Below are 21,545 nucleotides of genomic sequence, written 5' to 3'. Positions count from 1 at the left end.
GAAAAGCCTTAAAATAGGTAGAAACGTCTAGCATCTATTTCGAATTTCGATATAAAAAAATATTATTTTTTTGTTTTTGTCATTTAAAAAGAACCTGTTACAATAACAGGTTCTTTAAGAAGGGGAGGATTGAGTTAAATGGCTGACCACGTTGTAATCAAGGACCTTCCATTCACCATCTTTCCATTCCACATAATTTAAGCAAGCATTGACAAGTCTCGTGTTCTCTAGACCCAGATGTTCATCCGCTAAGGTGGTAAGTAAAGCATGGATAGCAGCGCCGTGTGCCACGATCAGGACTTGTTGATTTGGATAGGCTGCTCTGACTTTCTCAATGCCTTCTACCATTCGATCTTGAATCGCCTCAAGCGGCTCCATGTTTGGATACTGTTTATCTGGAAACAGCTTTTGGCGCTCCTCAAACGACATGCCTTCAGCGTCACCATAATCACGTTCAATGAAATCATCCATGATGACAAGAGGCGCATCTACATGTTTTAAAATCAAGTGAGCCGTTTCTTTTGCCCTTGTGAGTGGACTGGAAATGACAACATCCCAATGGGCATTCTTTAAGTAAAGTCCCGTTTGTTCAGCCTGCCATTTACCAGTGTCGTTTAAAGGGATATCTGTTCGCCCTTGAATTCGTTTCGCTGCATTCCAATCTGTTTCCCCGTGTCTGACTAGGCAAATTGTTGTCAAGCAAATCCCGCCTTTTCTATCTTTTCTTCTATTATACTAAAGCAGAAGAAAAAAGACTGGATCAGCGATTTGTGAGACTTGTTAAGGATTCGACTGAGCTGGCAACTTGGGACACCGTTTGTTTGACTTCCTTCAATTCGTTAAGGAAGGTTTGAAGGTCGATTTCAATTTTTCCATTTTGGTTTTTACTTAAGTTCATGCTGCTGACGATATCATCGAAGAGCGAATTGATTTGAGTCATTTTTTCTTTACTGTCTGTCACGAGTAAATTCACGTCCCCAATGTGCTGAGACACAATGGAGATTTGTGAATTGGTATTGTTGACGAGTTCAGACACGGTTGAAACCGTTTTCTTTGTGTCCTCTGACAATTTACGAACCTCGTTTGCGACGACAGCAAAGCCTTTACCATGTTCACCAGCTCGTGCAGATTCGATTGAGGCATTTAAAGATAACAAATTCGTCTGCTCTGCAATGCCTGTGACAATCCCAAAGATTTGTTCAATCTGTTTGGCGATTTCTTCTAAACGCTTAATTTCTGTTTCAATCTTTGTCATGCTGCCATCAATTTGGTTCATTTGTGTTTGTTGAATTTCTAATTCTTTTTTACCGCCGATCGATTTTTCCTCGACCTGTGCTGAAATTTGCGTTCCAGCTTGCGACATGTCCGCCATCTCATCAGATTTTGATACAAGCTTGTCCACTGCATTTGTTGTGTTTGAGAAGAGAGAAGCAAGCGAATTTGATGTTTCTGTGATTTTTGTATGAAGCTCCTGCTGCTGCTGTTCTGCTTCATCACGAATTTTAGAATATTCATTTTGGAATGTATCCAGGACAAGCTGCTGCTCTAAATTTAAGATTTTCGTCGTCGCTTTGACTGCTGTCTGATATTCTTTGAAATCTTGGATATGCTGAGCAAATAAATCCATAATCGATAGCAGAAGATCCTGGAATGCTGCCATATACCATTTAGGCTGGAGGCCAATCCGTAAATGAACTTGCGCAATTTTAATTCGTTTTGCCACATAGGCTTCATCAACCACACCTGCAAACATTTCACTAATATGAATGCGGAGTGTTTTTTTCAAACGTTCGACAGAACTATTATCTTGAATGATATGCATCAAGGAAGATTCGACTTCTAAATTTTTATAAAATTTATCAACGATATGTGCAATATCCTCCTGAACAATTGGATTGAGCTGTTTTAGAATAAAGAGGTCATGCTGCGTCAGGTCTATCATTTTGATTTGTTTCGCGATATCCGTATTGTTTAAAAAGTTGATTCGTTTTATTCCATCATCCTGCTGTGTGAAAAAAGCAGTGTTTTTTCTTTTCGTCTCTTTTTTAAATAACAATGTTTTGGTCCCCCCATAATCATCACAAATTATCAGACTTTATATTATTTATCGGATAATATTGGATTTTTTAAAGGGAATCAGTAAAATTTTACTGTTCTTTATAAGACCTTTTTAGTGGTTTCTTTGCTGGGCCTTCTACTACCTCTCCAGTAATGGAAAAACGTGAGCCGTGACACGGGCAATCCCAAGTGCGGTCGCTATTATTCCAAGCGACTTCACAGCCTAGGTGAGTACACGTTGTATCCACAAGAAAGATATTCCCGTCCTCTGATTTAAAGGCGCCGCATTTTTTATGTTCGTAAGATACAATGCCGCCTTCGCCTGGCTTTAAATCATCAATTGTTTGATCGGTTCGTTTTAATTTACCACTGATCAGCTTGGCAGCGACATTGCTGTTTTCTTTAATAAAATCTTTGACGAAAGAGTCAGAAACAGGTCTTGATGGCGTAAAAATCGATTCGTATGGATTCGATTTTCCCTCAATTAAATCACTGATAAGAGTGGCTGCGACATGGCTTGTCGTCATGCCCCATTTTCTAAAACCGGTCGCAACGAAGATATTTTGGTGGTGTTTGGTCAGGCGGCCAATGTAAGGGATTTGATCCATTGTGACCATATCGTGTGTCGACCAGCGATACAGCACCTCTTCAATTCCAAGGGTGGCGTCTCCAAACCTTTCTAATCCTTCATAGTGAGCAGATTCATCCCCGCCTTGTCCAGTTTTATGGCCTTCTCCTCCGATGAGAACCACTTCCTCACCATGCCATTCTGCGGTTCTTAAAGAATGAGCAGGCTGGTCGATTCCTAAATACATCCCGTCTGGGAGCGGCTTCGTTGTTTTGGCTGCTACCACATAAGATTGCTCTGGGTGAATTCGCGTGAAATAAAGTCCTTTCCCATCATAAAAAGGAAAGTGCGAACAGGAAATGATATAGCGTCCTGTCAGGTGATGGCCGTCTTTTGTGACGACAGCAGGGCGGTTTCCTTCTTTCACGTCAACAGCGGTAGTCTGTTCAAAAATACGTACACCTCGCTCTAGGAGCTGGTCGATTAGTGCATTTAGATAATGAAGGGGATGAAACTGTGCCTGCTGCGTCATTGCTAGGGCAGCTTTGATGTCAGCATCAAAAGGAAGCGCTGTTTTCCATTCTCGGTCAATTCCAAGCTGTTTGTAGGCATCTAATTCCTTCTTTAACTTTTTTACACCGCTTTCTTCCTTTGTATAAAGGTAAGCATCTTTTATCTCTAGCTGACAATCGATGTCGTACTCTTTGACACGAGTTTGAATCAGCTCTTTTGCTTTCTCGTTTGCTTCTACATACAATCGAGCTTTGGGCATGCCAATTTGCTGAATCAGCTCATGGTAGTACATATCGTGCTGTGAGGTAATCTTAGCTGTCGTATGTCCGGTCGTACCTTGCAGCAGTTGATCGGCATCAATGAGGATGACATCCAGCCCGCGCTCTGTCATTTCAAACGCAGTAGCGATACCGGTAATACCGCCGCCAACAATGATGACATCTGCTGTGAGATCCTCATGTACAGCAGGAAAAGAATGCTTCTGACTTTCTGCTATCCATAACGATTTTGCCTGTTCCGATCCTTTATGTTCTTGTTTCATGTTGTCGCCTCCAGTTAGTGACTTGTTGTGTATAATTTTTCCACAATAATGAAAATCATACATTTGAAAGGAAACAAGTTCGACATACATAAAAAAATAACCAACACATAAAAATAAACAAGATAAAAGGAAGGAGTGGACAGACGTGTCAACAAAGCAGCCGAAGAAAACATTGCCGCCTCAGCATCAAAATGAACGTCCAGGTCTGGAATATAAAATGAACCCTAGACCTGTTTTTGATCGAGAGGTGCCGGATAAAAAGTTAGCAGGGAAAACAGCCATTGTGACAGGTGGAGACAGCGGGATCGGAAGAGCAGTCTCGGTCTTATTTGCGAAGGAAGGAGCCAATGTCGCCATTGTTTACTTGAGTGAACACCGCGATGCAGAGGAAACGAAGGACTATATTGAAAAGGCGGGAGGCCGCGCCATTTTAATTGCAGGTGATTTAGGAGATGAGGCGTTTTCAAACGAGGTCGTCAAAAAAACGAAGGATGCTTTCGGTTCCATCGATATTTTGGTGAACAACGCCGGGGAACAGCATCCGCAAAAAAGCATTGAACAGATTACCTCGCATCAGCTTCTTCGAACATTTCAAACGAATATTTTTGCCATGTTTTATTTGACAAAAGCGGTTCTTCCTCATTTAAAGAAAGGAAGCAGTATCATTAATACCACATCTGTTACAGCCTATAAAGGGCATGAAACCTTGATCGACTATTCATCTACAAAAGGGGCAGTCGTGACATTTACGAGATCATTATCTTTATCGCTCATTAAACAGGGGATTAGAGTGAATGGGGTAGCCCCAGGGCCTATTTGGACACCGCTCATTCCATCGACCTTTACGGAAAATGAAGTCTCAGAATTTGGCGGAGATGTTCCAATGGAACGTCCTGGTGAGCCAGTAGAGCTTGCGCCGAGCTATTTATTTTTAGCGAGCGAAGACTCCTCTTATATGAATGGACAAATCCTGCATGTAAATGGCGGAACCATTTTAAATGGATAAACAAAAAACTTGCGGTAAAGAGACGAGTTGCTGTCTCTTTGCCGCAAGTAAAATCATCATGATTGATGTAAGCAGTGTTCTGCATATTGAGCTGACAGGTCGTTGAATCGCTTTTCATCACGCTGATCCAGTGCCTTATCAATCTCTTCTCTAAGGAAGGTTAAGCGCTGTTTATAAAGCGCCTCATCTAAAACCATTTGAATATAGATGTCTAAAATAGTGACGCCGTTTTCTTCGGTTTTTTGGGTGTTGCGGGACTTCATGAGCTCAGCATACGTTTTTTTCTCTTTCATAAAGAATCCCCCCGATGCCTTTTTTATAGTATATGGATTGGCGGAGAAAAAATCAACAAGAATTTATAATTTTTAGACAATTTATTTTTGAGCGAAATCGACATCTCTTGTCCGATCGACAGGATGTGATATATCATTAAAAAAGGCTTTTCGATAGATCGAATGGACTAAAAAATACGATAAAAAGATGATTTTTAATAAATTTTGAAAAAATCCTGTCGTTTCTTATATGTTGGTGATAGATTAATAGTATCTAAAATAACCAAAAATTAACACAGGAGGAAATGAAGTGTCAGGAATTAGTGAAACACCTTTAGATTCATACGTCATTAATCAAACAACAATGGCGGTCCTTCCGGTTGAAGAAGGAAAAAGAGTATATTCAAAAGTCATAGAAAGAGAGACAAGCTTTTACGTTGAATTAAAGCCCCTGCAAATTATTGAACGGAGCTGCAGATTCTTCGGCTCAAGCTATGCGGGCAGAAAAGCGGGAACATATGAAGTAATAGGAATTTCTCACAAGCCTCCAATTGTGATTGACTCATCCAATCATCTGTATTTCTTCCCAACCTATTCATCCAACCGTCCTCAGTGCGGCTGGATCTCCCACAAATACATTCATACCTTCCAGGAATCATCCCTCGGAGACACGGTGGTCATCTTTACAAATGAGCAAACCGTCAAACTCGATGTCTCATATAAATCATTTGAGAGTCAGGTGCACAGAACAGCGTATCTCCGAACGAAATTTCAAGATCGCCTTGATGGAGGTCTTCCTAAAAAACAAGAATTTATGCTGTATCCAAAGGAACAACAGCTCAACCTTGTATACGATTTTATATTAAGGGAGCTTCGGAACAGATATTAACTAAAACCAGCGGCAGGACAGCCGCTGGACTCCTTATGAAGCGAGGGTTTAGCATATCGTCTTTCTTTCTCGAAGAAAAAAACATTGATAATTATATAAAAAATTATATAATTTAACTATAACGTATAAAATTTTATATAACGAGCAGCAGTGAAAGGGGATATGATGATGACTTATGATGAACTAGATACACCGGCGCTATTAATTGATAAACGGGTAATGATGGAGAATCTAGCTGCTATGCAGCAATATGCGGATCGTCAGCAAGTCAAACTGCGTCCTCATACGAAAACACATAAAACACCTAGTCTTGCGAAGGTGCAGGAGGAGATGGGCGCATCTGGCTTAACTGTAGCGAAAGTAGGAGAAGCGGAAGTAATGGCGGCGCATGGGCTGACAGATATCTTTATCGCCAATCAAATTGTAGGCGAGACAAAGCTCAAGCGAATTCGAAAGCTGGCAGAGTCGATACAAATTTCATTTGGAATAGATTGTGTAGAGCATGTGCATCAAATTGAACATGTCTTTCGTGGAGCAGAGAAAAAAGCGGAGGTTCTAATTGAGATAGAAGTTGGAGAAGAAAGATCTGGTGTCATTGAAGAGAGTGATTTCCGTCAAATCTTGCAGGCGATTCAAACATGTGACTTCGTTCATTTAAAGGGGATTTTTTCTCATGATGGACATACATATAAGGCGGAAAGTAAAGCGCATTGTCAGACATTATACGAAGACGCTGTGAATCGCACGCTTCAGTTTGCACAGATTGCGAAAGAAGCAGGCATGCTGCTAGAGGTGGTGAGCATTGGATCAACACCGCCGTTCTTATTTCAATTTGATATTCCAAAGGGAGTCACCGAAATCAGACCAGGCACTTACATCTTCATGGATGCCTCTCAATCCAATGTGATCGGCACTTTTTCACATTGTGCGGCAGCTGTGCTGACGACGGTGATCAGTAAGCCAACAAAGGCTCGTGTCATTACAGATGTTGGAGCCAAAGGGCTCACGGCTCAAACCCGTACAAAAGGGCTGACGAAAACAAAAGGACTAGGCAAAGTAAAAGACTATGATGATGTATTTGTTTCAAGTGTATTTGATGAGCATGCCATCATCTATCACGAAGGCTTCCGTCAGACTGTCCAGATCGGTGAGAAGGTGCAAATCATTCCAAATCATATTTGTCCCGCTGTCAATCTCCATGAAAAAGCATATCTCATTCAGGATGGTGAAGTAGTCGAAGAGCTTGAGATTGCTTGTAAAGGTAAACTTCAATAAATCAACAGGATGTATAATTTAAGACTTGGAAAATACAAGGCGACTTCGTTTGGCATCATCATGATGACACGAACGAAGTATTTCTTTTCATTAGAAAATATCCACCATGAACTTATTGAAACCAAATCCATATATCCAGTCGTCTATTAAGTGTATCGGTAGACTGTCAACCAAATGACAGGAAAATGTGGATCCTTAGACGTATTTTCATCCATTTACTCATAAATCGCAGAAGTGACACGAGCCGTCTGTTACAATAAAAGAAATCATTTCTTGCAAAGTGTTCGTATGTGGTAAAGGATACTCCTATTTTGACCGATATGAACGAATGGGAATAAGAAATGGAGGCTCTGTATGAAAAAACAATCGCAATTGATGCTGCTATTCACATTGACAGTGACATTACTAGCAGCCTGTCAGCAAGCAGGTCAATCGCCTTCAAAACAAGACACAAAAGAAGCTGCGTATGAACAATGGGTTCAGCGTTATATGGATGAGTTAAATGAAGCTTATGAAAACATGACCGACCAATTTATTTCAGATGGACATGGAAAGATCCAAGTAAATAAAAAATTGAAAAAAGCGACGAAAGCCTTTGATCGTGTGATTCAAAAGGGGCTTGCTCATCAAGAAGTTCCAGCCGCTTATCAAAAGGCGGATCAACAATTAAAGACAGGTCTTCATTCATTTGAAAAAGGAATCGGTCAGGTGGAGCAGCTATTAAAGCACCCAGGTCAAGAAAAGCTGTTTATTTCCGCTACCCATCATCTGCAAGATGGATTGCAGCAGACAGCTGCATTTATTGAAGAAGTAGGCCGCATTCAGCAATCAACGTAAAAAAGCTTGGAAGGCGGACTTCCAGGCTTTTTTTACATATAAAGTATTTGCTTTAAGCGGCGGACACCCTCTTGAATCATGTTTTCGTCCGTACAGGCGAAGCCTAGCAGTAATCCCTTTCGATTGCTCTCAAAACAATAAGGACTTAATGGATAAATGCCAACGCCCGCTGCTTTGGCTGCTTCAATACTGCCTTTTTCGTCAAAGTCTGGCGCTCCTTCTAAAAAGACATGAAGACCCGTATCGGTTCCATAGATATGAAAGTGCTTGTCAAAGTGTTGTGTCAAAAGGGCATCCATCATGGCAGCCTGTCTTTTTTTATACAGCTGTCTCATTCGCCTGACATATCGCGTGAATTCTCCTTCTCTGAAAAAAGAAGCGAGCGTGATCTGTTCCATAATGGGCAGCTGTCTTTGAATGAGTGATTGCAGGGAAGCGATTTCTTTTATGACCGCTTTGGAGCCGATAATGGCAGCAAGGCGGATGCCGGGTGTCAGCACCTTGGAGAAGCTTAAGATGTAAATCACATGGTCGGGTGCTTCTGAAAATAATGAAGGAAGCGGTCCGCCATGATAACGATAATCTCCATCAAAATCATCCTCTAGTATATAAGACTGATGGCTGACAGCAAATTTCAGCAGCTGCTGCCTTCTGTTGACACTCATACATACACCGGTTGGACGCTGATGGGAGGGCGTCACCGCAATCAGCTTTGTTTGCCGTGGCACTGTATTCACCATGATTCCTTCTTCATCGACGGGTGCGGGATAAATGTTCATTTCACGATACATAAATGAAAGCCTTGCCCCAGGAAAGCCTGGATCTTCAACAGCTACTGTATCGCCTTTTTTAAGCAATACCTGTGAAATCAAATCAATGGCTTGCTGCGTGCCACCTGTTAACACCATTTGATTTTCTTCTACATCGATTCCGCGTTCTACAGATAAGTATTGGCGTATTTCTGAACGTACTTCCCATAATCCGTGCGGGGAGGAATAGCCCCAATCTTTCATATCTAATCGCTGTAATGCTTTCGTGAGCGACCGTTTCCATATATTTTGAAAATGTTCATCGATGGCTGGCTCCTGATGTCGAAAATCAATATCGAGTTTCTCATGAAATTGATTGGCCGACAGCCAGTGGTCCATTTGTTTCTCCGCCTCTTGAAAGTGTGGTCTTACAGGAAGAGGGAAAGGCGGCTCACTTTGATGGGGAGTGGAGGCTGCATAGTGGTCACTCGAAATGACCTTTGTACCGCCTCTTCTAGATGTGCTGACATATCCTCTTGCCAGCAGTTCATCATAGGCAAGCTGTATAGTTGATCTTGATACATTGAGCTCCTGTGCTAATACCCGTGTTGGTGTTAACTGATCGTCAGGATTCAGTTTTTGTGAATGAATTTGTTGAATGATTCCAGTCACGATTTGCTGCCAGAGCGGGGTTGTACTTGAGCGGTCTAAATAAATATACATCGGACACCTTCTCTCATTGTCACATATAACTTGATGATGACACGGAATTATGGAGTGGTCAATAGCATCATTTTTGGATATAGGAAGTAACCCAAAAGGTGTGTACACTGTTCTCATATGCTTATGACATAGAGGAGAGAGTCAAATGATCCCTGCTTCTAAAGAAGAAACAGCACACCTATCCATCATTCCATTTATATTCGTTTTATTTGGTCTTTTTATGATTACGACCGCAGTGAATCTGCAAGTGCCCCTTTATACGTTGTATGCCGAACAAGCAGGGTACGGAAAGGCGGCTACAGCACTTGTATTTGCTGCATATGTCTTCGGACTGATTCCAGTCTTGCTTTTTCTTGGCGGCATATCTGATCGGGCTGGACGCAAACCGGTTTTATTGGTCGCGCTAAGCTTTTCGTTATGTGCTACCCTATTGATGATCGTGCACCCTACCATACAAATGCTCTTTGCAGCCCGGCTGCTGCAAGGGGTGGGGCTTGGTCTGAGTGTTGGCACATGCACCGCTTATTTGATTGCTTTATATCCAGAAAAATCAAGCTGGATTCCAACTTTTATTGCGTTATGCAGTTCGGTTGGCTTTGGGGGCGGTGCTCTTTTTACGGCACTGCTTTCTTTTCAGCGTATGTCGCTTGCGCCTCTTAGCTATTGGATTGTGCTGGGCCTTTTAATCCTAACCATCGTGGGTGTCTTCTTTTTCGTTCCGCCTGTACAAGGAGATTCAGGTAAACCGATGATGAACATGCCAACATTTCCAAAAGGAACAATGCCGGCGAATGCAGCGATTGCCATCGCGTGGTCGGTGTGCGGCCTCGTCATTTCGGTTTTGCCAGCACAGCTTAAATTGAATGGATATGAATTATGGGTAGGGCCGGCACTCTTTTTGATTAATATGGCAGGTGTCCTGATGCAGCCTTTTGTTCGCAAGATGAATAGCACAGTAGCGCTCTTTGCCGGGTTTATCTGTCTTCCATGCGGATACGGCCTTTTGCTATTTGGAGCAAATAGCGGGTCCATCCTTCTTGTGCTTGCCGGAACGATGCTTGCGGGTACTGCCTGCTATGGATTTACTTATTTAGGTGGTCTTCAGCTTATTGTCGAACGGGGGAAAAAGGAGTCAGCTAGAGCCGTTGCAGGGTTTTACTTGTTTGCCTATTTAGGTCTGGGTATTCCGAGTGTTTTTATCGGTCTTTTTGCTGATCTGTACGGGACCCAGATGGTGTTAACCGTCTTTTTCTTGGTCGTTTTGGCTGCTTGTCTCATCCTTTTGATCTCAAGTGTCAGACAGAAACAAAAGTGAGGAGTCCCGCTTTCTCTTTTTCCTTCTGTTCGTTTAAAATAAAGGCATGAGAGGGGAAGATGACATGAAAAAAGTGCAGCTGGACGGCGCATCGTGCAGGTCGCAAGAAGAGCTTCATGACCAACTAAAAACAGTTTTACACCTTCCTGACTATTACGGGAAAAATCTTGATGCCCTATGGGACTGTTTGACAGGAGAAGTAAATCTTCCAATAGAGCTGACATGGGTAAATTTTGAAACGAGCAAAGACGCTCTTGGCGAGTATGCAGAAAGCGTAAGGCAGTTATTTCAAGAAGCAGAAGAGGAATTGAAAGGACAATTTCAAGTGAGCATTCAATAATGGTGAAAAAGCAGCCGCTGCCGCAGGCTGTTTTTTCATGAGTTTCCGTCTTTCTCAATCTGCTATTGAATATTTTACTAGATGTGATAATATATGAACTGTCGCTTAATTGATAATGATAATCATTTTTAGCGGAAAGAGCTTGATAGAAAGAGAGAAACCAGTATGAAGTTGTATCAATTAAGTTTATTATTTGTATGTTTGGCATGTGTATCACTGTTTGTCGGTGTACAGGATCTGTCCATTTTACAGATGTTTCATTTAACAGATGAACAATTACATACGTTAGTTTCAAGTCGCATCCCGCGTCTCATGAGTATTGTGCTTGCTGGCATGAGCCTTAGTTTATGCGGCTTTATTATGCAAAGCATGACGAGGAATAAATTTGTTTCACCAACCACTGCAGGAACGATGGATTGGGCGAAGCTTGGTATTTTAGCAGCAATGCTTGTTTTTACACATGCGAGCCCGCTCATGAAAATGGGAATCGCGTTTCTATTTACTTTAGCTGGGAATCTTCTTTTCTTAAAAATCCTGCGGCATATTAAGGTGAACGATACGATCTATGTACCGTTAGTCGGCTTAATGTTTGGCGGGATTGTCAGTTCAATATCTACGTTTATAGCCTATAAATATGATCTGATCCAAAACGTATCTGCATGGCTTCAAGGGGATTTTTCTCTTATTGTTCAGGGGCGTTATGAACTGCTCTATGTGAGTGTTCCACTATTGATCATCGCGTATTTATATGCTGACCGCTTTACAGTGGCGGGTATGGGTGAGAGCTTTGCCATCAACTTAGGTTTAACGTATAAACGTGTGATGGCGGTTGGTTTGGTGATCGTTTCGATGATTACATCTGTCACCATATTAACTGTCGGAATGTTGCCATTCCTAGGCTTAATCATTCCGAATATTGTATCGATCTACCGCGGCGATCACTTGAAAAAGAGCCTTCCGCATACAGCCTTACTAGGAGCCATTTTTGTTCTGATTTGTGATGTGCTCGGAAGGGTGATCATTTATCCATATGAAATTTCAGTTGGGCTCATGGTAGGCATCGTCGGAAGTGCGATCTTCCTGTACATGTTATTAAGGAGGAAACGCTATGCATAAGAAACGTACATTATGCCTGATTGCAGCCATTGCAGCCGTGCTGATCGTGATTTTCATTACCTTTCAAATGGGGTACTGGCCGTACACAGTGCCAAGTCGTTTAAAGAAAGTGCTGGCGATGACATTGACGGGAGGCGCGATTGCCTTTTCATCTGTTGTCTTCCAAACCTTGACCAACAATCGAATCTTAACGCCGAGCATACTGGGTTTAGACGCACTGTACTTGTTTTTGCAAACAGCGATTATTTATCTGTTTGGCTCGGCCAATTTTATGATCGTCAATAAAAACCTGAATTTTTTCCTTTGCGTTGGGCTGATGATTCTATTTTCTGTGCTGTTATATACGGTGATGTTCAAACGCAAAAATAAACACATTTTCTTGCTTCTGCTTGTTGGTATTGTCTTTGGGACATTGTTCAAAAGCCTTTCTTCTTTTATGGAAATGCTGATTGATCCAAATGAATACCAGGTCGTACAAGATAAATCCTTTGCAAGCTTTAATCACATGAACACAGATATCTTACTCATTGCTTCTGTTTTATTTGCGGCGCTGTGCCTTTACATTTGGACATTCCGCTCCAAATTAGATGTCATGTCACTTGGGAAGGAGCATGCGGTGAATCTGGGAATTGACTATGACAGCATCACAAAAAAGATGCTGATCGTGATAGCCGTTCTTGTGTCCATCGCAACAGCACTTGTCGGACCGATTACGTTCCTTGGCTTACTCGTCGTGAACGTGGCAAGAGAGCTATTTCGTACATACCGGCATACGTACTTGCTGCTAGGCTCTTTTTTCATCAGTGTGATTGCCCTTGTAGGCGGGGAGTTTCTTGTAGAAAAGGTATTTACTTTTCAAACGCCGCTGAGTGTCCTGATTGATTTAGTAGGCGGATTGTATTTTATTTACTTACTTTTAAAGGAGAGTCGTTCATGGTCGTAATGAAGGGAGTCAGTAAGACATATAACGGAAAAACAGTGCTTCACAAAACAACTGTCAGTGTGAAAAAAGGACAGCTGACCTCTCTCATTGGTCCAAATGGTGCGGGTAAGAGCACGCTTTTGTCCATCATGAGCCGCCTGATTCAGCCAGACACAGGTGCAGCTTATTTACAGGACAAACCATATAGCGCGTATCCTCCGCAGGAGCTAGCGAAAAAGATGAGCATTTTAAAGCAGGCCAATCACATGAGTGTGCGCCTGACCGTACGGGAGCTTGTCAGCTTTGGCCGTTTTCCTTACTCACAGGGTCATCTGACAAAAGAAGATGAGAAGATGATCGATGTGTCTCTTCAATACATGAGGCTTGCCGATATCCAGCATCAATATGTAGATGAACTGAGCGGCGGACAAAGGCAAAGAGCCTTTATTGCGATGGTGCTGGCTCAGGATACGGATTATATTTTCTTAGATGAGCCTTTAAACAATTTGGATATGAATCATTCTGTTGAGATGATGAAGCTCTTTCAGCAGCTCGTCAAAGATCTTGGGAAAACAATTGTTGTGGTTCTCCATGATATTAACTTTGCATCTGTGTATTCCGATCATATCGTCGCTTTAAAAGATGGACAGGTGATCAAAGAAGGCGGAGTAGAAGAAGTGATTCAAACAGATGCACTTGAACAAATTTATGACATGCGCATACCGATTGAAGTCATTCACGGTGAGCGTATTTGCTTATATTTTTCTTAAAAAAATGAAGAGGTGATCAAGTATGAAAAAATGGATTTGGATGATGACTGTATTAACAGCGATTGTTGTACTCGCTGCCTGCGGGAACCAAGGAAAAACAGAAGGAACAAAAGAGGAAACCGTCACGGTAAAAGACATGCTGAATAAAGATGGCGTGAAGATCAAGAAAAACCCGAAAAAAGTCGTCGTGTTTGATATGGGAAGTCTTGATACGCTGGACAAACTAGGTGTGGATGTGACAGCTTTACCAAAACAAGTCGTGCCTAAATATTTATCCAAATATGAAGGTGACAAATATGAGAATGTCGGCGGTTTAAAAGAGCCGAACTTCGAAAAAATTGCAGAGATTAAGCCCGATTTGATTATTATTCAGTCTCGTCAATCAGATGCATTCGATGAATTTTCTGAAATTGCTCCTACGATTTTGATGGATGTAGACACTGCCAACTATATGGAATCATTTAAAAAGAATGCCACGACGTTAGGGGAAATTTTTGATAAGGAAGATGAAGTCAAAAAAGAATTAGCAGCCATTGATCAAAAAGTAGATGCATTAAAGAAACAGGCAAAAGAGTTGAAACAGAATGGTTTAATGATCATGGCCAACGACAGTAAAATGACAGCCTTTGGTGCTAAGTCAAGATACGGACTCATCCATGATGTGTTTGGTATCACGCCGGCAGATCAAAAGCTTGAGCCATCTGACAAACACGGACAAAGCATTTCATATGAGTACATGGTCAAAACGAATCCGGATTACTTATTTGTCATTGATCGAGGCGCAGCGATCGGAGAAGAAACTTCTGCGAAACAGCTTGTTGAAAATGATTATGTGAAATCAGTCAAAGCGGTCAAAAACAACCATGTGGTGTATTTGAACTCTGACATGTGGTATTTATCTGGCGGCGGCCTTGAATCATTGACTGCCATGATTGATGAAGTAAAACAAGGAATTGACCAAAAATAATGGAAGAAAAGCTGCTCATACTGAGCGGCTTTTTTTATTGTGGATTCATAAAAATATGTTGCGTGCAGGAAACTTTCATCAAAATATGTTATAGTGGAACCTACATTGATAGACTAAGATAGAGTGAGGGTTCGGAAAGGATGAAGGAAAAAACAAGATCAAAAAGAAGGCTGAGACCTTGGGTGAAAGCCGTGCTGTTTATCATGGCTTTTGTCATGGTGATGGCAGTGTCCGTGACAGGATATGCTTACTATAAAATTTCAAAAGCGTCGGATAAGGCGCAAGTGTCATTAGAAAGAGGAGACACCTCGCAAAAGCGTGTGAAAGCTTTTGATCCAGGAAAAGACAGCTTCTCGGTGCTCTTGCTTGGAATTGACAGCCGTCCAGGTGAAACGGTAGACGAAGCAAGAAGTGATGCGGTCTTACTGGCGGCGGTGAACCGAACAGAGAAAACCATCAAGCTCCTCAGTATTCCTCGTGATTCTTATGTTGATATACCGGGAAGAGGATATGATAAAATCGCCCACGCCCATGCGTTTGGGAGTGCAGATTTGTCAGTCAAAACGGTCGAAAACCTGCTGAACATTCCTGTAGATTATGTGATTTCAGGGAACTTTAAGGCGTTTCAAGACATTGTGGATGAGTTAAACGGAATTGACGTCACGATTGAAGATGAAGGTATCGCAAAACAAATGGAAAAGGATTCAAAGGGAAAAGTTCATGTGCAGACAGGCGCCCATACATTAAATGGTGAAGAAGCATTAGCCTTTGTGAGAACGAGAAAGGCAGACAGTGACCTCATGCGCGGAAAGCGCCAAATGGAAGCACTTCAAGCCATCTTTGAAAAATCTAAATCCATTTCTTCGATCCCGTCATATGATAACATCATTGATACACTTAGTGATAACGTCTCAACCAATCTGACTATGAAGCAGTTTATCGGTCTTTTCCCGTTATTGAGCTCATTGAAATCAGTGGATACCATTCAGCTAAAGGGCCATGATTATCAGCCTGGGAATGTGTATTACTTTGAGTTAGATGGCGCTGGATTAGACGAAGTGAGAACAGAGCTAAGAGAACAGCTTGAATTATCATAAACAAGAAGGAGCCTGCCGCTGTGGCAGGCTTTTTGCTTTGAATGGGTAAGCGCGACAATGAAGCAAATTCAGTTCGCTTGATGAAGAAAATACTGAGTCAGCAGTTCCTCTACCCGGTGGCGTATACGTGGATTAAAGTATTTATGCTTTTCTTCATAGCCATTCATGATAAATAGGTACGTTGTAAATCCTTCATCGTGTTCAATTTGCTGTACCTTCATTTTTTCTTTACGTAAATGCTGCTTCAGTTCATAAAGTGCTTTCTGTGCTTCCTTTAAGGCAGAGGTTACAAGCTGAATGTATGGTTCATTTAGTTTAAATGTTTGATGTTGTTTTAAGTGAGTCAAATCACGATTGAGGATGGAGATGACCATTGGAAGAAAGATGGCCTGTTCCATCATCTGAAGCTGTATTCTTGATAGTCTCGTCATGTCCAAGCCTGCTTTCTTTATATATATAGAACGCTTGTTCTTATTTATTATATCGAATGAGTCAACCAATCTCAAGGGGGCAGGGGGGATTCATTTGTATATTTTTATGTTTTCCATGTAAAATGAAAAGTAGACAAACCTTGAAGGAGTCAAAGAAGTTGACATCATTTCTTTCCCTATTTACTCATGAAAATATCACATCATTTTTTGAAAGCTACAAGGCCTTTGGACCAATTGTGGCCATATTGCTACCCTTAATAGAAGCATTTCTTCCGTTTTTACCACTCGTTGCGTTTGCTGTAGCGAATGCAAATGCATTTGGCCTTTGGGAAGGCTTTTTATTGACCTGGATTGGCGCAAGTGCAGGGTCTATTCTTGTCTTTTTGCTGATCAGAAAATTTGGACAGATGAGAATGCTCAACTTTATCAGTAGGCATCCTTCCATTAAAAAATTGATGCTTTGGGTGGAGAAGCGGGGGTTTGGTCCGTTATTTATTTTACTTTGCTTTCCTTTCACGCCCTCTGCTGCCGTCAATGTTGTAGCGGGTTTATCAAGAATTAGCTTTTGGCAATTCTCATTAGCTGCTTTATCTGGCAAGTGTGTCATGCTCTTTATCATTAGTTTTATTGGCTATGATCTTTCTGCTTTAGTTAAGAATCCGTTAAGAAGTGTTTTTGCGGTTCTAGTTATCGCGTTATTATGGTATGTTGGAAAGAGAGTAGAAAATAGGTTGAACATTCGAATGAGCAAGCGTGAGGACAAAGGAGGCTCTTAATGAAAAAGAAGCCATTGCTATGGTTGATGATTATTACAGGCATCGTCTTATTGTTCCAAGTAAAGAATTTCATGTTTGTCACGTACAAAGTAGAAGGGGTTAGTATGGACCCAACTTTTACAGATGGAACAGAATTATTAATCAATAAGTTCTCGCCAAAACTCACGAAAATTAGCCGGTTTGATTATGTGTTATTTCACGGACCTAAAAATCAAATCTTGATCAAACGGGTCATTGGACTCCCAGGAGAAACGATCAAGTATGAAGATGATCAGTTATTTGTCGATGGTGAAAAAAAGAAGGAACCTTATTTAAAAGAGCAGAAAAAACATAAAATGGGGAACGTCCTGACAGGAGATTTTCAGCTGAAAGCCATCACAGGAGACGATAAAATCAAAAACAATCATTACTTTGTGGTTGGAGATAACCGAATACATAGCTTTGACAGCCGGCATTTTGGCACCATTTCAAAGGATCAAGTCGTCGGTGTCAAAAGGAATACCAGCGAATAAAAAAGGCGCTCTGCATATGCAAAGCGTCTCTTTTTTATTTTGCGGCTTTATAATCAGGCTGCCTTTTTGCCCAGACATGATGTAAGAACCGGAAAAACGGTGGCAGCATTGCAATGACGAGAATAATTCTGATGACTTGTACAGCCACAACAAAGGTAGAATCCTCGTGAAGTGTGACCGCTGTTGTTGCCATCTCTGCAATACCGCCAGGCGAAAAGGCAAGAATGGCTGTAATGACAGAAATGCCTGTGATCTCAGCAATGGCAATAGAGCTGAGGACAGTCGCAGCAATTAGCCCGGCTGAGCTGACAACAGCCACAATGAGAGTGTTTTTTAGTCCGACAAACATCTGTTTATTCATTTTTGATCCGATGGTTGCACCTAGAAATATTTGAGACGCAATGTTCGCTTGTGCCGGCCAATAAGGAATCAAATCATAACCTATGAGTGCGCCCGTACCAACTTGAAGAGCTGCGACGCCTAGCATGCTGCCGATCAGCCAAGGGGCAGGGAAATGAAGACGAACTGCCAGGCGTGACATGAGCCAGGCACCTAAAATAAGCGCAGCGGTCCAAGAGATGTTTGACAGGGTGAAAACGCCCGAAGAAAAGGCGCTCCCTTGCGTAGCTACAGCCGCATCCGCTTCGTTTTTTGTATTTAAATAAAACACTGTAAAAGGGATAGTGAGTACAACCATTAATACACGTATCGTTTGCACGAGACTCACAACAGCTGTATTTGCTCCCACCTCTTGGGCAATCCCAGGCATAGCGGATAAACCGCCGGGGGCAGTTCCGACAAAGCTTGTCAGCATATCTGTTTTGCTCAGCTTCCATAAGGCAAAGCCTGAGAGCATCGCCAGTAGAATAGAAAAGACGAGCATGAAACTCACAGGGAGCCAATTTTCAGCGAAAATGTGAAGGACCTTCATATTCATTTTCTGTCCGAGTTCGATTCCGAGAATGAATTGACCAAGGAGCAGCCATCTGCTGTGAATACGTAAGGTGCTGGTTCCTTTACGCTGAAACAGGGTGGGGCGGCGCATGGCAATAAAAGCTGCTGTGATTAATGTACCAACCATCCAGCCAATAGACATTCCTGTTAAAGACAAAAGAAATCCACCTAAACCGCTTATCGCAATCAGAATGAGATCGGTTCGAAGGCTGTTTCCTTGTTTCATCACATGTAAACCTTCTTCCTATATGTTTGTTCAGTAAGTGAAATGTTGTTATCTTCACTATAATACAAAAGTCTCTATAAATAAAATACGATTTTTTTTACCATTTTCATAAGATTATCTTATCAATAAATGGTTAGCAAATTCTTATAAAGAAAGAAATAATTTATACCAAAAGCAAAGTCAATATACAACGATTTTCCCCTATTTATCTTATCAGTTGACTATCATTTTCAATTACACTACAATGCTTAGTGTGGGGTGATAACATGAAAATTCCTTCTTTTAAATATAATGAAAAGGGATTGAATCGTTTTTTTGGTCCTTTAGAGGGAAGAATTATGGAGATCCTTTATCAAGGTGAGGATATGCCGATTAAAGAGGTGCAGCAGAAGCTGTCAGATGAAAAGCCGATTAATTTCAACACGGTGATGACTGTGCTGAACCGCTTAACCGAAAAAGGAATTGTGGAGAAGAAAACAAAAGGGCGCTCATCTATTTATAATCCCATTTTAACAAAAGAAGAATTTCTAAATGAGCAAACAAAATGGATTACGCAAGGATTGATGGACGATTTTGGTCCATTGGCAGTGAATCATATGGTGGATGCGATTGAAAGTGCTGATCCTGAATTACTCAAAGTTCTAGAAGCAAGGCTAGCATCTAAAAAAGAGGAGCAGCAAAATGAATAAAATGAAGTCGAGTCTGCTGTTTTTAGGCGGTATATTGATTGGTTTAGCCATTTTTTATCAGATGGGGTATTACGTGCTTTCAAGCTTTTTTGGCTGGAACCAAGCATATAACCTGATCCATGTATGCCAGTCCGTGCTCGAATTCTATGGATTCACTCCTTTAAAATACTTTCTGGATGCCTTAGTCCTCTACACATTGGGATTTGCAATTTTCTATATGGCAAAGCAAATTAGAAAGTACATTCAATTCAAACGACATATGATGTTGGCAGTCGAACAACAGTCAACCGAATCTCTGTCAGAGAAATATCAAAACGATATCATTGTGTTTCGCTGTCAAGAACCGCTTGCCTTTGCAATGGGGATGCTTCACCCAAAGGTTTATTTATCAACAGCTCTCATGGACATGCTGGATAAAGAGGAGATTGACGCTGTTGTTCATCATGAATTGCATCACAAATACAGCTATGATCCCTTAAAAGCTTTCATGTTCTCAATGCTCACAAAAGTCATTTGGTACATTCCAGTGTTAAAGCATATGAGACAAAGCTACTCTGTTTTTCGCGAAGTGATTGCAGATGACTATGCCATTCAGCAGACAGGTACAGAGCTTGGAGTAGGGCAGGCCCTTTTGAAACTGATTAAAAAGAAAACCCAGTTTCAAAAACAAACAAAGTTTGCGGTGTCCTTTGGAGATCGGGCATTGAATTTAAGAATACAAAAAATCTTAAATCCAACTTACAATATTCCTTTTAATGTACCAATTATTCCAATTGTCACATCAGCCATTCTGATGGTGGTCTTAATGATTATGCTCAACTTAAATTACTAATTTTTTTACTTATTAACATTACATTATGTAGTGTAAAAACAGGAGGAATTCACTATATGAAAACGAATCAAGAAATAGGAACACTTTTTGTACGCGTTATTTTAGGTATTATTTTCTTTTTACATGGACTTCAGGCATATCAAGGAGGACTGGGAGGAACAGCAGCATTCTTTGGGCAAATCGGTTTACCCGAATTTATGGCCTATATTGTCAAGACAATTGAGCTAGTCGGGGGTATCGCTTTGATTTTAGGTCTAGGAACACGTATTTTCGCAGCATTATTTGTACCAATTATGGCTGTAGCGATTATTACTGTTGGTTTTTCTAAAGGATTTGTTGGCGGTTATGAATTTGAACTTTCGCTGCTCGTCATGGCGCTTTATTTAACACTTAGCGGCAGTAAGCTGCTGTCAATTGATGGGGTTCTCAAGCATCAGCAGCAAAGCAATGAAGCAAAATTTCATTAAAAGATCATGAAAAAACTCCTTCTGCATTTGTGGCAGAGGAGTTTTTTTAATGGTCAAATTCTCATTTTCTCGTTTGAAAATGAGAAAGGGATGTGAGATTTTGCTACATTTAGCGCTAACTTTGACATATTGAAGGAACGAAAAATCGATTTCATTTTTTGACGGAACATATGATCTCCTATTAAAATAGGACTATCTAAGACACATGGTGCGTTAAAAGGTATAAAAACCATACAGCATGCTGCTGTTCATCTTGAGCGATACGTTTCATTAGCTCTTTTGTTCCTTGGTCACGGACATAGTCTGATACGCTTAAGTAAAAATCGACCGTTTTTTGTTCATCTTTAAAGGCAAACATAAGTCCTTCTCTGAATTGTTCTGGACAAGGTTCTGTTACGCTTGGTTTGTGGTTTCTACCTGTTAAAGAATAATATAGCTTTGAAAATAGTTGATAGTGTCTGACTTCATCCTGACGTATTTCTTGAATGACCTTTTTCGCCTCAGGGTTTTTTGCTTTTTGGGCAAGTTTTTCGTAGCATTGGATCGCAGAATATTCACCATTGATCGCCTTCTCAAGGTCTGAAATGATCCTTGTGTTTTGGCGCATGTCATATGGCGAGTAGTCATAGTAATCGTAATACATGATATTGCCAGCCTCCTTTTTGTTCATGATGGTTTATGATATGAAAAGAGTGAGGAA

At 41.2% G+C, this 21,545-nt stretch carries 24 protein-coding genes and 1 pseudogene; 16 read left to right on the top strand and 9 right to left on the bottom strand.

The window, feature by feature from the left end; all coding sequences use genetic code 11:
* Positions 1 to 114: 114 nt before the first annotated feature.
* From ACSSTM_RS06945 to ACSSTM_RS06930, 4 genes and pseudogenes are all read right to left on the bottom strand, one after another.
* Positions 115 to 699 (bottom strand): histidine phosphatase family protein, encoded by a 585-nt coding sequence (locus ACSSTM_RS06945; protein ID WP_034663536.1) that lies wholly within the window; start codon positions 697 to 699, stop codon positions 115 to 117.
* Positions 700 to 760: 61 nt separating this feature from the next.
* Complete coding sequence (locus ACSSTM_RS06940; RefSeq protein ID WP_407707228.1) at positions 761 to 1,276, bottom strand: methyl-accepting chemotaxis protein; 516 nt, start codon at positions 1,274 to 1,276, stop codon at positions 761 to 763.
* A 240-nt stretch (positions 1,277 to 1,516) separates the two neighbouring features.
* Positions 1,517 to 2,056 (bottom strand): annotated as a pseudogene (locus ACSSTM_RS06935) (protoglobin family protein); the annotation flags it as partial.
* Positions 2,057 to 2,147: 91 nt separating this feature from the next.
* A complete protein-coding gene (locus ACSSTM_RS06930) occupies positions 2,148 to 3,680 on the bottom strand; it encodes an FAD-dependent oxidoreductase (RefSeq protein ID WP_095284984.1) in 1,533 nt (510 codons plus the stop codon).
* Positions 3,681 to 3,825: 145 nt separating this feature from the next.
* Here ACSSTM_RS06930 and ACSSTM_RS06925 point away from each other — a divergent pair, with 145 nt between their 5' ends.
* Positions 3,826 to 4,686: an SDR family oxidoreductase gene (locus ACSSTM_RS06925; RefSeq protein ID WP_095284985.1), complete on the top strand. Its 861-nt coding sequence runs from the start codon at positions 3,826 to 3,828 to the stop codon at positions 4,684 to 4,686.
* 56 nt (positions 4,687 to 4,742) lie between these two features.
* Here ACSSTM_RS06925 and ACSSTM_RS06920 read toward each other — a convergent pair whose 3' ends face one another.
* Complete coding sequence (locus ACSSTM_RS06920; RefSeq protein WP_008348804.1) at positions 4,743 to 4,979, bottom strand: IDEAL domain-containing protein; 237 nt, start codon at positions 4,977 to 4,979, stop codon at positions 4,743 to 4,745.
* 289 nt (positions 4,980 to 5,268) lie between these two features.
* Between ACSSTM_RS06920 and ACSSTM_RS06915 the strand changes: the two genes are divergently transcribed.
* The 3 genes from ACSSTM_RS06915 to ACSSTM_RS06905 all read left to right on the top strand — a co-directional run bounded on the left by ACSSTM_RS06915 (position 5,269) and on the right by ACSSTM_RS06905 (position 7,959).
* The gene (locus tag ACSSTM_RS06915; RefSeq protein WP_095284986.1) at positions 5,269 to 5,847 is read left to right on the top strand and encodes a competence protein ComK; all 579 of its coding nucleotides are present in this window, start codon (positions 5,269 to 5,271) and stop codon (positions 5,845 to 5,847) included.
* A 168-nt stretch (positions 5,848 to 6,015) separates the two neighbouring features.
* Positions 6,016 to 7,122: a D-TA family PLP-dependent enzyme gene (locus tag ACSSTM_RS06910; protein ID WP_034663522.1), complete on the top strand. Its 1,107-nt coding sequence runs from the start codon at positions 6,016 to 6,018 to the stop codon at positions 7,120 to 7,122.
* A 354-nt stretch (positions 7,123 to 7,476) separates the two neighbouring features.
* The gene (locus ACSSTM_RS06905) at positions 7,477 to 7,959 is read left to right on the top strand and encodes a hypothetical protein (protein ID WP_060595940.1); all 483 of its coding nucleotides are present in this window, start codon (positions 7,477 to 7,479) and stop codon (positions 7,957 to 7,959) included.
* Between the two features lie 32 nt (positions 7,960 to 7,991).
* Here ACSSTM_RS06905 and ACSSTM_RS06900 read toward each other — a convergent pair whose 3' ends face one another.
* The gene (locus tag ACSSTM_RS06900; protein ID WP_034663517.1) at positions 7,992 to 9,431 is read right to left on the bottom strand and encodes a PLP-dependent aminotransferase family protein; all 1,440 of its coding nucleotides are present in this window, start codon (positions 9,429 to 9,431) and stop codon (positions 7,992 to 7,994) included.
* Positions 9,432 to 9,576: 145 nt separating this feature from the next.
* Here ACSSTM_RS06900 and ACSSTM_RS06895 point away from each other — a divergent pair, with 145 nt between their 5' ends.
* The 7 genes from ACSSTM_RS06895 to ACSSTM_RS06865 all read left to right on the top strand — a co-directional run bounded on the left by ACSSTM_RS06895 (position 9,577) and on the right by ACSSTM_RS06865 (position 15,958).
* Complete coding sequence (locus ACSSTM_RS06895) at positions 9,577 to 10,746, top strand: MFS transporter (protein WP_106041503.1); 1,170 nt, start codon at positions 9,577 to 9,579, stop codon at positions 10,744 to 10,746.
* Positions 10,747 to 10,810: 64 nt separating this feature from the next.
* Positions 10,811 to 11,086 (top strand): barstar family protein, encoded by a 276-nt coding sequence (locus ACSSTM_RS06890; protein WP_060595943.1) that lies wholly within the window; start codon positions 10,811 to 10,813, stop codon positions 11,084 to 11,086.
* 165 nt (positions 11,087 to 11,251) lie between these two features.
* Entirely contained in the window at positions 11,252 to 12,202 is a 951-nt protein-coding gene (locus ACSSTM_RS06885; protein ID WP_066031073.1) for an ABC transporter permease, read from the top strand.
* Positions 12,195 to 13,145, top strand: coding sequence for an iron chelate uptake ABC transporter family permease subunit (locus ACSSTM_RS06880; RefSeq protein WP_034663507.1), 951 nt, complete (start codon positions 12,195 to 12,197; stop codon positions 13,143 to 13,145). Before ACSSTM_RS06885 ends, ACSSTM_RS06880 begins: the two co-directional genes overlap by 8 nt.
* The gene (locus tag ACSSTM_RS06875) at positions 13,136 to 13,894 is read left to right on the top strand and encodes an iron ABC transporter ATP-binding protein (protein WP_106037877.1); all 759 of its coding nucleotides are present in this window, start codon (positions 13,136 to 13,138) and stop codon (positions 13,892 to 13,894) included. Before ACSSTM_RS06880 ends, ACSSTM_RS06875 begins: the two co-directional genes overlap by 10 nt.
* Before the next feature lie 22 nt (positions 13,895 to 13,916).
* The gene (locus tag ACSSTM_RS06870) at positions 13,917 to 14,861 is read left to right on the top strand and encodes a siderophore ABC transporter substrate-binding protein (RefSeq protein WP_034663500.1); all 945 of its coding nucleotides are present in this window, start codon (positions 13,917 to 13,919) and stop codon (positions 14,859 to 14,861) included.
* Positions 14,862 to 15,001: 140 nt separating this feature from the next.
* A complete protein-coding gene (locus tag ACSSTM_RS06865; RefSeq protein WP_034663498.1) occupies positions 15,002 to 15,958 on the top strand; it encodes an LCP family protein in 957 nt (318 codons plus the stop codon).
* A 68-nt stretch (positions 15,959 to 16,026) separates the two neighbouring features.
* Here the strand turns inward: ACSSTM_RS06865 and ACSSTM_RS06860 are convergent, their stop codons facing one another.
* Positions 16,027 to 16,389, bottom strand: a complete 363-nt coding sequence (locus tag ACSSTM_RS06860) for a hypothetical protein (protein ID WP_034663496.1) — start codon at positions 16,387 to 16,389, stop codon at positions 16,027 to 16,029.
* Positions 16,390 to 16,547: 158 nt separating this feature from the next.
* Here ACSSTM_RS06860 and ACSSTM_RS06855 point away from each other — a divergent pair, with 158 nt between their 5' ends.
* Together ACSSTM_RS06855 and lepB are read left to right on the top strand one after the other, a co-directional pair.
* Complete coding sequence (locus ACSSTM_RS06855) at positions 16,548 to 17,165, top strand: TVP38/TMEM64 family protein (RefSeq protein ID WP_034663493.1); 618 nt, start codon at positions 16,548 to 16,550, stop codon at positions 17,163 to 17,165.
* Positions 17,165 to 17,677, top strand: coding sequence for a signal peptidase I (gene lepB / locus ACSSTM_RS06850; RefSeq protein WP_034663490.1), 513 nt, complete (start codon positions 17,165 to 17,167; stop codon positions 17,675 to 17,677). Before ACSSTM_RS06855 ends, lepB begins: the two co-directional genes overlap by 1 nt.
* A 34-nt stretch (positions 17,678 to 17,711) precedes the next feature.
* On the opposite strand, the gene ACSSTM_RS06845 is transcribed toward lepB, so the two are convergent.
* Positions 17,712 to 18,857: an AbrB family transcriptional regulator gene (locus ACSSTM_RS06845; protein WP_034663485.1), complete on the bottom strand. Its 1,146-nt coding sequence runs from the start codon at positions 18,855 to 18,857 to the stop codon at positions 17,712 to 17,714.
* A gap of 266 nt (positions 18,858 to 19,123) precedes the next feature.
* On the opposite strand from ACSSTM_RS06845, the gene ACSSTM_RS06840 reads away from it, so the two are divergent.
* Genes ACSSTM_RS06840 through ACSSTM_RS06830 form a run of 3 tightly spaced genes read left to right on the top strand, consistent with a single transcriptional unit; the run spans position 19,124 to position 20,845 of the window.
* Positions 19,124 to 19,546 carry a BlaI/MecI/CopY family transcriptional regulator gene (locus tag ACSSTM_RS06840; protein WP_024425495.1) on the top strand — a complete coding sequence of 141 codons (423 nt, stop codon included), beginning with the start codon at positions 19,124 to 19,126 and terminating at the stop codon, positions 19,544 to 19,546.
* Positions 19,539 to 20,378, top strand: a complete 840-nt coding sequence (locus tag ACSSTM_RS06835) for a M56 family metallopeptidase (RefSeq protein WP_034663481.1) — start codon at positions 19,539 to 19,541, stop codon at positions 20,376 to 20,378. The genes ACSSTM_RS06840 and ACSSTM_RS06835 overlap by 8 nt, the downstream gene beginning before the upstream one ends.
* A gap of 56 nt (positions 20,379 to 20,434) precedes the next feature.
* Positions 20,435 to 20,845 carry a DoxX family protein gene (locus ACSSTM_RS06830; RefSeq protein WP_034663477.1) on the top strand — a complete coding sequence of 137 codons (411 nt, stop codon included), beginning with the start codon at positions 20,435 to 20,437 and terminating at the stop codon, positions 20,843 to 20,845.
* Between the two features lie 196 nt (positions 20,846 to 21,041).
* On the opposite strand, the gene ACSSTM_RS06825 is transcribed toward ACSSTM_RS06830, so the two are convergent.
* Entirely contained in the window at positions 21,042 to 21,488 is a 447-nt protein-coding gene (locus ACSSTM_RS06825; RefSeq protein WP_034663474.1) for a ferritin-like domain-containing protein, read from the bottom strand.
* Positions 21,489 to 21,545: the final 57 nt, after the last annotated feature.

It is taken from the genome of Bacillus sp. RK1064 (genome assembly GCF_051488405.1).
Taxonomy (GTDB): domain Bacteria; phylum Bacillota; class Bacilli; order Bacillales; family Bacillaceae; genus Bacillus.
Note: the sequence above shows the minus strand (reverse complement) of the source record. Positions and strands in the feature narration are given on the sequence as shown.